Genomic DNA, 13,911 nt, shown 5'->3' with positions numbered 1-13,911 from the left:
GGCCGGCCGGCGACGTCGCGCCGCGTCCGGCGGCGCGGGTCAGCCGAAGCCCAGGGCCCGGGTGGTCGGTGGGCTGACCAGCAGCGCGCAGACGCCCACCCCGAGCACGATCAGCGGTGCGCCGAGCCAGCCCAGCCCGCCGGAGATCATGAACCAGCCGACCGGCACCAGCATCAGCTCCAGCACCATCGCCGGGGCGCGGGCACCGGCCCGGCGGCGGGCCAGCGCCCCGGCCAACGCCCAGAGCGCGACCGCACCGGCGATGGCGAACCCGGTCACGAAGAGTGCCGAGACCAGATCGGTCTTGGTGGCGGTGAGGTCGGCCCAGACGAGCCAGCCGGCGAGCAGCGCCAGGGCGACGGCCTCGGCCCGCAGCAGGCGTACCGCCCAGCGCAGGGTGTCGGGAACCGGCGCGGAGTCGATCGTCACGCGGGCCACGATACCCCTGCCCCATCACGTAAAGTGCCGGCCATGCGGGCCGTCCTGGTGGTCAATCCGAAGGCCACCACCACCAGCGAACGCAGCCGGGACGTGCTGGTCCGGGCGCTGCGCAGCCAAGTAGACCTGTCGGTGCGGTACACCCGACGCCGGGGCCACGCCACCGACCTGGCCCGGGAGGCCGCCCAGGAGGGGGTCGACCTGGTGGTCACCCTGGGTGGGGACGGCACGGTCAACGAGGTGGTCAACGGCCTGATGACCGCCGATCCCCCGACGATCCGCACCGGCGGCTCCCCGGCGGAGCGGCTGCCGGCGCTGGCCACCGTGCCGGGCGGCTCGACCAACGTCTTCGCCCGCGCCCTCGGGCTGCCCCGGGAGTGGGCGGACGGCACCAGCATGATCCTGGAGGGGTTGCGGCTGGGCCGGTCCCGCACGATCGGGCTGGGCCGGGCGGACGACCGCTACTTCACCTTCTGCGCCGGCTTCGGCCTGGACGCGGCCGTGATCCACCGGGTGGAGCAGGCCCGGCGGCGGGGGCGGGTCTCCTCCCCCGCGCTCTACTTCCGTTCCACCCTGAGTCACTACTTCCTCGGCTCGGACCGGCGGCATCCGGCGATCAGCCTGGAGCGGCCGGGCGAGCCGGCCGAGGCCGAGCTGGCGACCGTGATCATCCAGAACACCGCGCCGTGGACGTACCTCGGCGACCGGGAGGTCAACCCGAACCCGGCGGCGTCGTTCGATCTCGGGCTGGACGTGATGGCGCTGCGTCAGCTCCGCGTCGCCAGCACGACACGTACGGTGACGCAGTTCCTCTCCCGACACCCCGATCCGCGCGGCAAGCAGGTGCTCCGATTGCACGATCTGGAGGAGTTCACGCTGGTCTCGGCCCGCCCGCAGGCCTTCCAGCTGGACGGGGACTACCTCGGCGAGCGACACAAAGTCAGATTCACCTCCGTTTCCGGCGCACTGAGAGTAATCTGCTAGGTCTCGGGTAACGCCCTAGGTCGAGCGGTTGGAACGCCGCGCGGCGCGGTGGCCGCCACACCGAGGAGGAGTGTCGGAAATGTCAGCAATGTCACGCGGACTGTACTATATTGATCCTCGACTGTGGTACGCCGGGTGACGGGGAAGCCCGGAAACCGGACAAAAGGGTCGTGAGCTTGCTCACCGAGCGGAGTTTTTCCGAGTGTCACCCCTTGACATCGCGTTCGTTCGTGAAAGTATTCACAAGCGAACTTGAGTTACCGGGACATTGCCTGGATATGCTCGGCCGGTTGAGCAGTTCCAGCAGGCCCAGGCGCTGAAAACGAGTCTGCTCACGCATTGCCGAATAGTCGTATGCGAACCGTGACGACCGGCACTGCGGACGGATATAAGAAAAGCACCAGCGTTACTGCCATCCATCCAGAATGAGGAGTGTTGCCGCCATGGACTGGCGTCACAATGCCGTCTGCCGCGACGAGGACCCGGAGCTGTTCTTCCCGATCGGGACGTCCGGCCCTGCTGTCCTGCAGGTCGAGCAGGCCAAGGCCGTCTGCCGGCGCTGCTCCGTGACCGATCAGTGCCTCCAGTGGGCACTGGAGTCCGGTCAGGACGCCGGCGTCTGGGGCGGGATGAGCGAAGAGGAGCGCCGCGCGGTCAAGCGCCGTGGCGGTCTCCGGGTGCTGCGCGCTCACTCCGCCTGAAAAAAACCGATCACACACGCTGTCCGCCCCGGCCGGGTCCGCCCGCCGGGGCGTTCTGCTGCCCGCACTCCCCGTGATCAAAATTCGTCAATGCATTGTCGCGAGACAATTACCGACGGTAATGAGCGCGTGAGTGACTCCGGTCACCCGTCACCCGCCGTGTCGACCCGACGCAGCACCAGATCCACCAGTTCCGGGGAGTCGTTCAGCGGGGCGCTGACGGCCACCGCCCCGGCCCGCTCCGCCGCCGCCACCACCGCATCGTGGAACAGCCCCGGCGCGAGGAAGTACGCCACCACCGCCACCCGGCGCGCACCGGTCGCCCGTAGCCGGGCCACCGTCACATCGGCGGTCGGCGGGGCCGCCGAGGCGTACGCCACCGTGCAGGGCACCCCGTACCCGGTGGCGAGGGCGGCGGCGACCCGCCCCACCGACCCCCGGGCCCGCGCGTCCCGGGTGCCCGCCGCCGCCAGCACCAACGCGTCCACCGGCCCCGGCCACGCCTGCGCCAGCCGGTGGCCCAACCCGGCCAGCAAGCCCGCGTCCACCGTCCCGTCGGCCGGCCCGAGCACGTCGGTGACCCGTACCGTCAGACCGGGAGCGGCCTCCCGGGCCGCCGCCACCGCCGCCGGGACGTCCACCCGCCGGTGGTACGCGGCGGTCAGCAGCAGGGGCACCACGACCGCCGTCCGGTGCCCGTCGGCCGCCAGGGCACGCAGCACCTCCGTCGGCCCCGGCTCGGTGTGGTCGAGCCAACTGGGCAGCACCGGCGTACCGGGACGGGCGGTCTCGACGGCACGGGCAAGCGCCCGGGTCGCCGCCGCCGCCCGGGGGTCCCGGCTGCCGTGCGCCACCAGCACCACCGGCACACCCGCGCCGGCCCGTCCCGGCCGCGCCGTGCCCGGAGTCGGGGCGTGCGCCGGCCCGGTCAGACGTGCAGACCGCACTCGGTCTTCTCGAACATGGCCCAGCGGCCGGCCCGGGGGTCCTCCCCCGCCCTGGTCCGGCGGGTGCACGGCCAGCAGCCGACCGAGCCGTAGCCCCGGTTGAGCAGCTCGTTGACCGGGATGTCGTAGCGGGAGATGTAGGAGTCCACGTCGGCCTGGGACCAGGCGGCGATCGGGTTCACCTTCACCTTGCCGCGTCGGGGGTCGAACGTCACCACAGGCGTGTTCGCCCGGGTCGGCGACTCGTCCCGGCGCAGCCCGGCGGCCCAGGCGTCGTACCCGGACAGGGCCCGCTCCAACGGCTCGACCTTGCGTAGCTGGCAGCAGTCGTCCGGGGAGCGGTTGAACAGCCGGGGGCCGTACTCGCCGTCCTGCTGGCCGACGGTCTGCCGGGGCCGGATCGAGCGCACGTTCACCGGCAGGCGGCGGGCCACCTCGTCACGGACCCGCAGCGTCTCCGGGAAGTGCAGCCCGGTGTCCAGGAAGATCACGTCCACCCCGGGGGCGACCCGGGACACCAGGTGGGCCAGCACGGCGTCGGCCATCGAGCTGGTCACGCAGAACCGGTCGCCGAAGGTGTCGGCCGCCCACCGGGCGATCTCCAGCGCCGGGGCGCCCTCCAGCTCGCGGCCGGCCCGCTCGGCCAGCGCCCGCAGCTCGGCCGGGTCACGACGGGCCGGGTCGGCCGTCCTCGGGCCACCGGGGCCGACCAGGCCCAGGCCGGTGGCGGAGAGCAGCCCGGTCACCGGGTCACCGCCCGGCTCAGCAGGCCGTTGAACTTGACGGTGAAGACCCGGGCGCAGGCGTGGCACTCCCAGGCGCCGTGTCCGGCCTCGTTCGGCCGCAGGTCCTCTTCGCCGCAGTACGGGCAGTGCAGCGGCGCGGATCGGGTTTCGCTCATCGGAGTTCCTCCTCGTCGACCCTGATCACCCAGTTGGCGAACGTCTCGCCCTCGGTCCGGCCGGCCAGGTAGCGGCGGGCCAGTCGTTCCACGTACTCGGGAAGCTCGTCGGCGGTGGTCTTCAGGCCGCGCAGCTTGCGGCCGAACCCGGCGGTCTGACCCTGGGCCATGCCCAGCCCGCCGCCGAGGTGCACCTGGAAGCCCTCCACCTGCCGGCCGTCGGGGCCGACCACCAGCTGCCCCTTGAGGCCGATGTCGGCGACCTGGGTGCGGGCGCAGGCGTTCGGGCAGCCGTTGAGGTGGATGGAGATGTCCGCGTCGAAGTCGCGCAGCCGCTCCTCCAGCCGGGCCACCAGTTCCTCGCCGCGCGCCTTGGTCTCGACGATGGCCAGCTTGCAGAACTCGATGCCGGTGCAGGCCATCGTGCCGCGCCGCCAGGCCGACGGCCGGGCCTCCAGCCCGATCCCGCGCAGCTCGTCGACCAGGGACTCGGTCCGCGCCGGCGGCACGTCCAGCACCAGCAGCTTCTGGTACGGCGTGAGCCGCACCCGGTCGCTGCCGTGCGCCTCGACCACGTCGGCGAGCTTGGCCAACTGCCCGCCGGAGACCCGCCCGACCACCGGGGCGGCCCCGACGTAGTTGCGCCCGTCGCGCTGCCGGTGCACGCCGATGTGGTCGACGGGCTTGTCGGGCAGCTGCGGGGCCGGGCCGTCGAGCAGGGTGCGGCCCAGGTACTCCTTCTCCAGCACCTCGCGGAACTTCTCCACGCCCCAGTCGGCCACCAGGAACTTCAGCCGGGCCCGGTTACGCAGCCGGCGGTAGCCGTAGTCGCGGAAGATGCCGACCACGCCCGCCCAGACGTCCGGCACCTCCGCCAGCGGCACCCAGACGCCGAGCCGCTTGGCCAGCATCGGGTTGGTGGACAGGCCACCGCCGACCCAGACGTCGAAGCCGGGCCCGTGCTCCGGGTGCTCGACCCCGAGGAACGCGATGTCGTTCGCCTCGTACGGGGTGTCGACCAGCCACGAGATGGTGGTCTTGAACTTGCGGGGCAGGTTCGAGTACGCCTTGTCGCCGACGTAGCGGCTGACGATCTCGTCGAGCGCGGGGGTCGGGTCGAGCACCTCGTCCTCGGCCACCCCGGCGACCGGGCTGCCCAGCACGATCCGGGGGCAGTCGCCGCACGCCTCGGTGGTCTGCAGGCCGACCGACTCCAGCCGACGCCAGATCTCCGGCATGTCCTCGACCCGGATCCAGTGGTACTGGATGTTCTGCCGGTCGGTGATGTCGGCGGTGTCCCGGGCGAACTCCCGGGAGATGTCGGCGATCACCCGGAGCTGGGCCAGGGAGAGCTGGCCGCCGTCGACACGGACCCGGAGCATGAAGAACTCGTCCTCCAGCTCGTGCGGCTCCAGCACGGCGGTGCGCCCGCCGTCGATGCCGGCCTTACGCTGGGTGTAGAGGCCCCACCAGCGGAACCGTCCGCGCAGGTCCTGCGGGTCGATCGAGGCGAACCCGCCGTGGGCGTAGATGTTCTCGATCCGGGCCCGGACGTTCAGCGGGTCGTCGTCCTTCTTGATCCGCTCGTTGGGGTTGAGCGGCTCGCGGTGGCCGAGGGCCCACTGTCCCTCGCCACGGGGACGGCGGGGGGCGCGGGTGGCGGGAACGGCGGTGGCCGTCGGGGTCCCGGGACGGGCCGGGGTGCTGCTGACCGCCATCGCGGCGTCCTCCGTTGTCTCTGCGGTGCCTCGGGGGGAGCGCGGACGCGGCGGCGGCCGGCCCTGGAAGGGCCGAGGACAACGGTGTCGGAACGGCCGGCGCAGAATACGCGCCCGAGACGGATGGGTCGGGCGTCGTCAGTGGGCCGGACAGATCGCGCTGCGCACGCGGCCGTAGTCGACGTGGCGGCGTGCCACGAAGCGGCGGACGACAGCGGCGGTCATGCAGCCATGCTCCCACACCCTGCGGAAACCGGCCAAGAACCGCGTGCGGCATCCCACATCACGGGCCGCATCTCCACCGTCACCGGGGTGGTGCGGCGGGGCGACCGAGGGATAGCCGGCCGCCAATGGGTGCGAAGAGGGGCATCCGGCCGGACGGACACCGCGCCATCGGCCCACATGCGTCGATCATGGTCACCTCCGGCTCCGGCCGTATCGACGACGCCGGTGTGGGACCCTCGACTCGTGGGTGCGATGTCCGGAAAAGGGCATTCGGGTGGGCGTTCGGATGCGCACCCGCGTTCCCGGGCACCATCACCGGCGGGGTCGCTGGTCTGGGCGGTTCCGCTGCTGGTCACCCTGGTCGCCGGTGGCTGGGGGATCAGCCGGGCCCAACCCTGGCGGGACGAGCTGGCCACCTGGAGCGCGGCCACCCGACCGGTCGGGGACCTGTTCCGGCTCACCGGCACCGTCGACGCGACGACCGGGGCGTACTACCTGGTGGTGCACGGCTGGACCGGCGTGTTCGGCGACTCGGTGGCGGCGCTGCGGTTGCCCTCGGTGCTGGCGATGGCGGGGGCGGCCGGCCTCACGGCCGTCCTCGGGCGGCGATTGTTCGGGGCACCTGCCGGCCTGCTCGCCGGCCTGCTCTTCGCGGTCCTGCCCGGCACCTCCCGGTACGCGCAGGAGGCCCGGCCGTACGCGCTGGTGACCCTGCTCGCCGTGCTGGCCACCGTGCTGCTGGTCGGGGCCCTGGACCGTCCCGGCCGGCTGCGCTGGGCCGGCTACGCCGCGGCCGTCGCCGGGCTCGGCCTGGCCCACCTGCTCGCCCTGAGCCTGCTCGCCGGGCATGCCGTGGCGGTGCTGACGTTCGCCGCCTGGGGCCCGTCCACCACCGGCGTCACCTGCCCACCCACCACCGGCGTCACCCGCCCGGCAGCGGCCGACCGCCCACCGGGGGCCGGCGAACCGGGCGACGGGAGATGGTGGGGACGCCGGCTGCGGGGGTGGGTGCCGGCCGTGTCGGTGGCCGTGGTGGTGCTGGTGCCGCTGCTGGTGACGGCACAGCGGCAGCGGTCCCACCAGCTCGACTGGGTGGCTCCGGCCCGGCTGGCGGATCTGGCGGCCCTGCCGGGCGCGCTGGCGCACAGTGGCGTGGTGGGTGGCGTGCTCGTCGGGCTCGCCGCGCTCGGGGCGGCCCGCTCGGGGCGGCGGGCCCTGCTGCCCGGTCTCTGCGCGCTGCTGCCGGTGCTCCTGGTCTTCGTCGCCGCGCTGGCCGTGCCCCTCTGGGTGCCGCGCTACCTGTTCTTCACGGTCCCCTTCGCCTGCCTGCTCGCCGGTGCCGCCCTGGCCGGCCCCGCACCGCCGGCGGCCCGGGAGCTGACCCGACGGGCGTGGCCCCGACCGGCGCGCACGTTTATCCGCCCGGTGGGGGCGGGGTTGGCGGTGGTGGCGCTCGCCGCGCTGCTCGGGCTGCCCGACCAGGCGGCGGTACGGCACAGCCACGGCTGGCCGCGCAGCGCGACCGTCGACTACCGGGGGGCGGCGGCGGTGATCGCCGCCGGCCAGCGGCCCGGCGACGCGGTGCTCTACGCGCCCCGTGACGGATGGCTCTTCCTCGACCTCGGCATCGACTACCACCTGCCCCGGATCGCCGGTGACCGGGCTGCCGACGGGCCCCGGCCCCGCGACGTGCTGGTCGCCCAGGGGCGGCGGGACCGGGCCGACCTGTGGGTCCGCGAGTGCGACCGGCCCGCCGGCTGCCTGGCCGGCGTGGACCGGGTCTGGCTGGTGGTCGCCGGGCGGCACGACGACCCGCTCGCCACGGTCCCGGGCGGCAAGGGCGACGCGCTGCGGGCCGGGTTCACCGTCGAGCAGGTCCACCCCCGGCCAGGGGTGACGGTGGCGCTGCTCGCGCGCCGGCGCTGACCCGCGACCTTCCCCCACCGGTGCCCGGCCGGGCCGGTGCCGCCGACGGTCCGCCGCCGGGCCGGTGCCGTCGCCCGGTCAGGCCGGCTTGCGTTCCAGCAGGACCACCCGGACCCGGTCGAACCGTTCGACGTGCCGGATCAGGAAGCGCTGCCGCAGCAGCGCCTCCCGGGCCGGCGGCAACCCGGCCAGCGGGTCGTTGAGGTGGCCGGTCTCCACCAGCCAGATCCGCCTGGTGTCCCCGAGGCAGGGCAGCGGCTCCCGGCACTCGCGGGCGGTCAGCCAGCCGGTCTGCCGGGCCGGGACGGCCACGAAGACGTCCCGGGGGTGCAGCTGGTCGCGCAGGCCGTAGTCGGTGGCCTTGCGGGCCACGTCGCTGGAGCCACCGAACCCGTCGTTGTACGCGACCCCGTCGCCCGGCTTGACCTGCTTGCCCAGGTAACGGACCGCGTCGAGGTAGCGGGGCTGCCCGTCGGCCTCGTTGGAGCGCACCCGCTCCTGCGCCGGCAGGGTCTGCCAGGCCAGCACCGGCAGGAGCACCAGCGCCCCGGCCAGCCAGGCCGCCGGCAACCGCTCCCGGGTGGCCAGCCGCGCGGTGCGGCAGACCGCGAACGCGGCGAGCAGCGCCCACGCCGGGACGGTGAACAGGAAGTACCGGGCCAGGAACAGGTGCACCACGCTGAACGTCAGGTAACCGGCGACCGGGGGCAGCACGGCCCAGATCAGCAGCATCAGCACCGTGGCCCACCAGCGTGGGCCGGCCACCGCCACCGCGAGGACGGAGAGCGCCGCGACCAGCGCCAACGCGGCCGTCGTGCCGGTCAGGTTCGCGACGAAACGGAGCACGGCGTCGCCGTCGTTCTCGACCCAGGAGATCTGCCCGGACTGCCGGCTGCCGAGGATCAGCACCGGGAGGACGAACAGCCCGGCGATGCCGGTGGTCGCCGCCCACCGCCATCTCGGTTCCTCGCCGGGTACCGACCGCCACAGGTGGAACAGGTGCGCGGGCACCACCAGCAGCGCGACGAAGTGCAGCCAGCCGACCAGCACCAGCAGCACGCCGTACGCCCACCAGCGGCCCCGGGTCGGCCGGTCCACCGCACGCAGGAAGAGCCAGGTGGCCGCCACCGCCGCCAGGGTGACCAGGGCGTACGACCGGGCCTCCTGGGCGTACCGGGAGACGGTGGGCAGCAGGGCGAAGACCAGGCCGGCCAGCACCCCGACCGGGGTGTCGAAGAGTCGCCGCCCGATCAGGGCGACCAGCCCGGCGGTGAGCCCGATCGCGAGCACCGACGGCAGCCGCAGGGCGGTCGTCGAGTCCCCGGTCAGCGTGGTCAGCACCGACATGATCACGTAGTAGCCGGCGTGCACCAGGTCGATGTTGCCGACCAGCATCCGGAACTGCTCGACCGACAGCGACGTGACGTGCCAGGTGACCAGCTCGTCGTTCCACAGGTCGCGGGCGTCCAGCCGCCACCAGCCGAGGCCGAGCGCGACGACGGTCGGCAGCAGCGCCCACCAGCCGCCGCCCCGGCCCGCCGCCCGCCGGGGTACGGCGTGACCGGTGACCTCCGCCGGGTCGGCCTGCCCGGTCCACTGCACCGTCGGCGCGGTCACTTCACGGTCCTGATGTCGAAGCCGAAGGTGTCCTTCGCGGCGGCCCGGCGGAACGCGCGCAGCGCGGCGTCGTCCCGGTCGATGTTCCACTTCCCGGAGCCGTTGATGTTGAAGTACGCCACCCCGAGGAGGTCCCTGCGCTTGGCCACGTTGGTGAGCAGGTCGGTGATCTGGGCCGGTCGCCGGCTGCTCGGTTCCGCCCCGGTCTCCACGATCAGCAGCGGACGCCTGGTGAAGGTGCGGATCTCGGTGATGGTGGGGACGAAGAGGTCCTGGAACGTCTTGGGCCCCCGGTTGGTGTAGTAGCCGTCCATGCCGACCCAGTCGACGTAGGCGTCCCCGGGGTACAGCGCCCTGATGCTGACCTTGCGCAGGTAGTTGACGACGTTCGGGGTCCACGTCCAGATCACGTTGGTGGCGCCCTGCTGGGTGAAGATGTCGTGCAGGTGCCGCCAGGCGGCGACGTACTCGGTGGCCCTGGTCTGCTTCGTCCCCCAGGAGTACCAGTGCCCGTTCATCTCGTGGGCGAAGGTGAGGGCGATCGGCAGGTTCAGGGTGCGCACGGCCGCGGCGAACTCCTTGACGTACGCGTCGTGCCTGCCGGCGGCGATGTCCCGCAGCGGCACGTCGTACGGCTCCCAGCGGATCACCGCGAGCGCACCGTAGTTGTGCAGCTCGCGGACCTCGCTGGCGGCGAATTTGTCGTCGAAGCTCTCGAAGATCGCCACCAGGTTGGGCGTCTTGCCGGTCTCCCCGGCGAACTTGCGGACCCGCTCCATCTCGGCGCCGCCGGTAACGGTGACGCCGAGGTACCTGCCCTTGGGTGACTTCAGCGCGGTGACGTCGTACGCCGGAACCTGTTCCTCGGCAGCGGCGACCCCGCCCGGCCCGCCGGCGGACCCGGCGACCTTGATGTCGACCCGGCGCAGCACGGCGAACTCGGTGAACGCCAGCGCGACCACCAGCAGGAAGGTGATCAGGTATTTCGTCCTCACCGGACGACCTCGACGTCGCGCTCCGGATCGACAAGCAGCGCCTGCCCGACGACGGCCAGGTAGAAGACCGCACTGAGCAGGGCCGGCACGAAGATCCACGGTTCGGGTTCGACGAGCATCCGCCAGCCGGCGACGCCGACCCAGACCAGGCCGGTACCGGCGGTCCAGACCCTCATGCCGGTCCACAGCCGCCGGGTCTTGCTCTTCTTGGCGGTGCCGCCGGTGGGCTGCCAGCCCATCCGCCGGCCCCGGACGATGTCGATGATGGCGAAGGCGTGCGCCCAGCCGTAGATCATCTTGACCGTCCAGCTCTCCAGGCCGTACCGGTTGCGGTGCCAGAACGGGAAGATGATCAGGTTGTAGACCACGCTGGGCAGGATCAGCAGGTAGTTCGCGATCGCGATCTGGTGCGCGAACACGGTCAGCATCAGCACCGGGATGACCGGCGCGACGAAGGTGAACAGCCCGGTGTGCAGGTAGTAACAGAAGCCGGAGATGTAGCTGAGCCGGGCCCGCAGCCGCAGTTTCGTCGACCAGAACTTCCTCGACCCGAGCAGGCTCATCGAGCCGGCGCACCAGCGGTACTGCTGGGTGAAGAACGAGTCCACGTCCGACGGGCAGAGCCCCGCCGCCAGCACGACCGGGATGTAGCGCAGGCTCCACCCCTTCATCCGCAGGTCGAAGCCGGTGTGCACGTCCTCGGAGTGCTCGATCAGGGTGGACCCGCCGATGGAGAACAGCGCGTCACGCCGGTAGACGGCGCAACTGCCCACGCAGATCGCCGAGTCGTGGGCCTGCCGGGACACCTGCACCGACCGGTAGAACAGCTCCTGCACCGCCCCGGCCCCGCGCTCCACCCAGGTCTGCCCCAGGTGCACCCGGAAGTACTGCGGCGACTGCACGATGCCCGCCTTCGGCTCGGCGTCGAACCAGGGCAGCATCTGGTCGAGCATGTCCTTACGCGGGACGAAGTCGGCGTCCAGGACCAGGATGAAGTCGCTCATGGTGCGTTCGAAGGCGTACCGCATGTTGCCGGCCTTCTTGAACCAGCCCCGGTTGGGTCGCCGCTGGTAGACGAAGCCGAAGGCGAGTGCCATCCGTTCCATCGCCTCGTTGGGCGAGTCGTCGAGCACGTAGACGGTGACCTCGCCCCGGTAGTGGCGGCCCATCGCCCGCACGTGCTCCCAGGTGTTGCGCAGCACGTGCGCGGGCTCGCCGCAGACCGGCAGGAAGACGTCGACGCTCGGGTACCGGGCCGGCCGCCAGGTGCGCACCAGTTCCTGGTGCCGGGCCAGGTCGAAGCCCGGGGTGAACAGGTTGACCGCGAGCGAGATCAGGTAGTAGACGACGGTGAAGAACAGCAGCGGGGCGAGCAGCCACAGCCACGGGGCGAGCCGGACGAAGAGCAGTTGGCTGGTGATCAGGCAACCGAAGCTGACCAGCGACGGCACCATCAGGGCGGCCAGTCGCCGCTTGCGGTAGGAGACCATCTCGGCGTCCGTCGGCGGCAACGGCACCGGGGCGTACGCGGGCCGGTGCGCCGCGTCGTCGGTCCGGCGCGGGGTCCACTTCGACACCTGCCGCGGCACCCGGAACTCGGCGGTCGGCGACAGCACCGCGGCCGGGTCGACCGCAGGCGGTGAGGTCATCGCTTTCGTCTCCCCCGCTCGCCGGTCCGCACGCCCTCCCCGACAGTGCGAGCGGGATGTCGCCGGACGCGTCCAGGAAAGCCGGGCACGGTGAACTGGCCGTGGCTGCTTGGTGGTGAAGCTAGAAAACTATTCAGTCGGCCGCAAGGTGTCAATGCCCGCGAATCGATCGAAAGCCCCACCAGCCCGCAGATCGCGCGTCACCCTACTCACATTCATCCGGGCGTCACCGGCCCGACACCCGTCCCGGCCCCGACCGTCGTCAGCCCTTGGCCAACGGGAGCACCAGCACCGCCTCGGTGCCACCGGTCGGGCCGGGACGCAGCTCGATGCTGCCCCGCAACTCCCCGGTCACCAGGGCCCGGACGATCTGCAACCCCAGCCGCCCGCCCCGGTCGGCGTCGAACTCGGCCGGCAGCCCGCGCCCGTTGTCGGTCACCGAGACGTGCAACTGCTTGCGCTGCCGGTGCGCCGCGACGACCACCTCGGGCCGGGTCGCCGGCTCCACCACCTCGTCGCCCTCCTCGGCCGGCGGAAAGCCGTGCTCGACGGCGTTGAGCAGCAACTCGTTGAGCACCATCACCAGCGAGGTGGCGATCTCGGCGGGCAGCACCCCGAAGCTGCCGGTACGGCGCATCCCGACGCTCACCTCGGTCGCGGCCACCTCCGTCGCCGCGCTCGCCACCCGGTCGACGATCCCGTCGAACTCGACCGCCTCGTCGCTGGACATGGAGAGCGTCTCGTGCACCAGGGCGATGGAGGCGACCCGGCGTACCGACTCCTCCAGGGCGACCCGGGCCTCCGGCATCGACACCCGGCGGGCCTGCAGGCGCAGCAGCGCGGCGACGGTCTGCAGGTTGTTCTTCACCCGGTGGTGGATCTCCCGGATGGTGGCGTCCTTGGTGATCAGGGCCCGGTCGCGGCGGCGTACCTCGGTGATGTCACGGACCAGGACCAGCGCGCCGATCGGCACCCCGGCGGGCATCAGCGGCAGGGCCCGGGTGAGCATCGTCGCCCCCCGGGCGTCGATCTCCCGGCGCGGCGGGCCCTCGCCGCGCAGCGCGGCGAGGATGCCGTTGGCCGCCTCGGTGCCGTCGAGCGGGTCGCTGGCCAGCCGGCGGTGCAGCTTCGCCAGGTCCTCGCCCACCAGATGGGAGGCGTACCCCAACCGGCGGTACGCCGACTGCGCGTTCGGGCTGGCGTAGGTGACCTTGCCGCCCGCGTCGAGCCGGACCAGCCCGTCGCCGACCCGGGGCGCGGAGGTGGTCTCGCCCGGGTGCCGGGGCGGCGGGAAGGTGCCGTCGGCGATCATCTGGGCCAGGTCGTCGGCGGTGGTGAGGTAGTTCAGCTCCAGCTGGCTGGGGGTGCGGGCGGTGGACAGGTTGGTGTCCCGGCCGACCACCGCGATCACCTCCCCGGCCTCCCCGTCGGCGGTCCGCAGCCGCACCGGGATCGCCTCGTGCCGGGCCGGCACGTCGCCGTACCAGACCGGGTCGCCCTCCCGCCAGATCCGACCCTGCCGGTAGGCGACCTCCAGGTGCGCCACCTCCGGCCCGCCCACGATCCGTCCCACCTGGTCGTCCAGGTAGGCGGTCGGGGCGGTCGTCGGGCGGACCTGGGCGACGCAGAGGAAAGTGCCGTCGGCGTCCACCGGCACCCAGAGCAGCAGGTCGGCGAAGGACAGGTCGGACAGCAGCTGCCAGTCGCCGGCGATCCGGTGCAGGTGGTCGATGTCGGCCGGGCGGAGCTGGGTGTGCTCCTCGGCGAGGTCGCGCAGCGTGGACACGAGACACAGCGTGCCACGCCCACC

General features: G+C 72.6%; 12 protein-coding genes. 3 read left to right on the top strand and 9 right to left on the bottom strand.

What is annotated here, in order from left to right; translation table 11 throughout:
- Window positions 1-39: 39 nt before the first annotated feature.
- Window positions 40-429: a hypothetical protein gene (locus tag ACN265_RS04045; protein ID WP_204926842.1), complete on the bottom strand. Its 390-nt coding sequence runs from the start codon at window positions 427-429 to the stop codon at window positions 40-42.
- A 42-nt stretch (window positions 430-471) separates the two neighbouring features.
- Here ACN265_RS04045 and ACN265_RS04040 point away from each other — a divergent pair, with 42 nt between their 5' ends.
- The gene (locus ACN265_RS04040; protein WP_204926841.1) at window positions 472-1,422 is read left to right on the top strand and encodes a diacylglycerol/lipid kinase family protein; all 951 of its coding nucleotides are present in this window, start codon (window positions 472-474) and stop codon (window positions 1,420-1,422) included.
- 443 nt (window positions 1,423-1,865) lie between these two features.
- Window positions 1,866-2,123, top strand: a complete 258-nt coding sequence (locus tag ACN265_RS04035) for a WhiB family transcriptional regulator (protein WP_067311984.1) — start codon at window positions 1,866-1,868, stop codon at window positions 2,121-2,123.
- A 143-nt stretch (window positions 2,124-2,266) separates the two neighbouring features.
- Here the strand turns inward: ACN265_RS04035 and ACN265_RS04030 are convergent, their stop codons facing one another.
- Genes ACN265_RS04030 through ACN265_RS04015 form a run of 4 tightly spaced genes read right to left on the bottom strand, consistent with a single transcriptional unit; the run spans window position 2,267 to window position 5,689 of the window.
- Window positions 2,267-3,070, bottom strand: coding sequence for a sirohydrochlorin chelatase (locus ACN265_RS04030; protein ID WP_420119229.1), 804 nt, complete (start codon window positions 3,068-3,070; stop codon window positions 2,267-2,269).
- Window positions 3,052-3,816 carry a phosphoadenylyl-sulfate reductase gene (locus tag ACN265_RS04025; RefSeq protein WP_357929831.1) on the bottom strand — a complete coding sequence of 255 codons (765 nt, stop codon included), beginning with the start codon at window positions 3,814-3,816 and terminating at the stop codon, window positions 3,052-3,054. Before ACN265_RS04025 ends, ACN265_RS04030 begins: the two co-directional genes overlap by 19 nt.
- Window positions 3,813-3,971, bottom strand: a complete 159-nt coding sequence (locus ACN265_RS04020) for an IS1 family transposase (RefSeq protein WP_141723017.1) — start codon at window positions 3,969-3,971, stop codon at window positions 3,813-3,815. Before ACN265_RS04020 ends, ACN265_RS04025 begins: the two co-directional genes overlap by 4 nt.
- A complete protein-coding gene (locus tag ACN265_RS04015; RefSeq protein WP_204926839.1) occupies window positions 3,968-5,689 on the bottom strand; it encodes a nitrite/sulfite reductase in 1,722 nt (573 codons plus the stop codon). The genes ACN265_RS04020 and ACN265_RS04015 overlap by 4 nt, the downstream gene beginning before the upstream one ends.
- Window positions 5,690-6,166: 477 nt before the next feature.
- On the opposite strand from ACN265_RS04015, the gene ACN265_RS04010 reads away from it, so the two are divergent.
- Entirely contained in the window at window positions 6,167-7,840 is a 1,674-nt protein-coding gene (locus ACN265_RS04010; protein ID WP_421411362.1) for a glycosyltransferase family 39 protein, read from the top strand.
- Window positions 7,841-7,918: 78 nt separating this feature from the next.
- Here the strand turns inward: ACN265_RS04010 and ACN265_RS04005 are convergent, their stop codons facing one another.
- The 4 genes from ACN265_RS04005 to ACN265_RS03990 all read right to left on the bottom strand — a co-directional run bounded on the left by ACN265_RS04005 (window position 7,919) and on the right by ACN265_RS03990 (window position 13,887).
- Window positions 7,919-9,457 (bottom strand): glycosyltransferase family 39 protein, encoded by a 1,539-nt coding sequence (locus tag ACN265_RS04005; RefSeq protein WP_421406069.1) that lies wholly within the window; start codon window positions 9,455-9,457, stop codon window positions 7,919-7,921.
- Entirely contained in the window at window positions 9,454-10,452 is a 999-nt protein-coding gene (locus ACN265_RS04000) for a glycoside hydrolase family 26 protein (RefSeq protein WP_421406068.1), read from the bottom strand. The genes ACN265_RS04005 and ACN265_RS04000 overlap by 4 nt, the downstream gene beginning before the upstream one ends.
- The gene (locus ACN265_RS03995) at window positions 10,449-12,101 is read right to left on the bottom strand and encodes a glycosyltransferase family 2 protein (RefSeq protein WP_420119225.1); all 1,653 of its coding nucleotides are present in this window, start codon (window positions 12,099-12,101) and stop codon (window positions 10,449-10,451) included. Before ACN265_RS03995 ends, ACN265_RS04000 begins: the two co-directional genes overlap by 4 nt.
- 262 nt (window positions 12,102-12,363) lie before the next feature.
- Entirely contained in the window at window positions 12,364-13,887 is a 1,524-nt protein-coding gene (locus ACN265_RS03990; protein WP_204926834.1) for a sensor histidine kinase, read from the bottom strand.
- Window positions 13,888-13,911: the final 24 nt, after the last annotated feature.

It is taken from the genome of Micromonospora sp. WMMD730, assembly GCF_049178955.1.
Lineage (GTDB): Bacteria > Actinomycetota > Actinomycetes > Mycobacteriales > Micromonosporaceae > Micromonospora > Micromonospora wenchangensis.
The sequence above is the reverse complement of the archived record's forward strand: the minus strand, read 5'-3'. Positions and strand labels throughout refer to the sequence as shown.

What these genes read in the sequence shown, in the direction of transcription:
- ACN265_RS04040 (WP_204926841.1), top strand. Translation starts at nt 472, where the DNA reads ATGCGGGCCGTCCTGGTGGTCAATCCGAAGGCCACCACCACCAGCGAA.
- ACN265_RS04035 (WP_067311984.1), top strand. Translation starts at nt 1,866, where the DNA reads ATGGACTGGCGTCACAATGCCGTCTGCCGCGACGAGGACCCGGAGCTG.
- ACN265_RS04020 (WP_141723017.1), bottom strand. Translation starts at nt 3,971, where the DNA reads ATGAGCGAAACCCGATCCGCGCCGCTGCACTGCCCGTACTGCGGCGAA.
- ACN265_RS04015 (WP_204926839.1), bottom strand. Translation starts at nt 5,689, where the DNA reads ATGGCGGTCAGCAGCACCCCGGCCCGTCCCGGGACCCCGACGGCCACC.
- ACN265_RS04010 (WP_421411362.1), top strand. Translation starts at nt 6,167, where the DNA reads ATGTCCGGAAAAGGGCATTCGGGTGGGCGTTCGGATGCGCACCCGCGT.
- ACN265_RS03995 (WP_420119225.1), bottom strand. Translation starts at nt 12,101, where the DNA reads ATGACCTCACCGCCTGCGGTCGACCCGGCCGCGGTGCTGTCGCCGACC.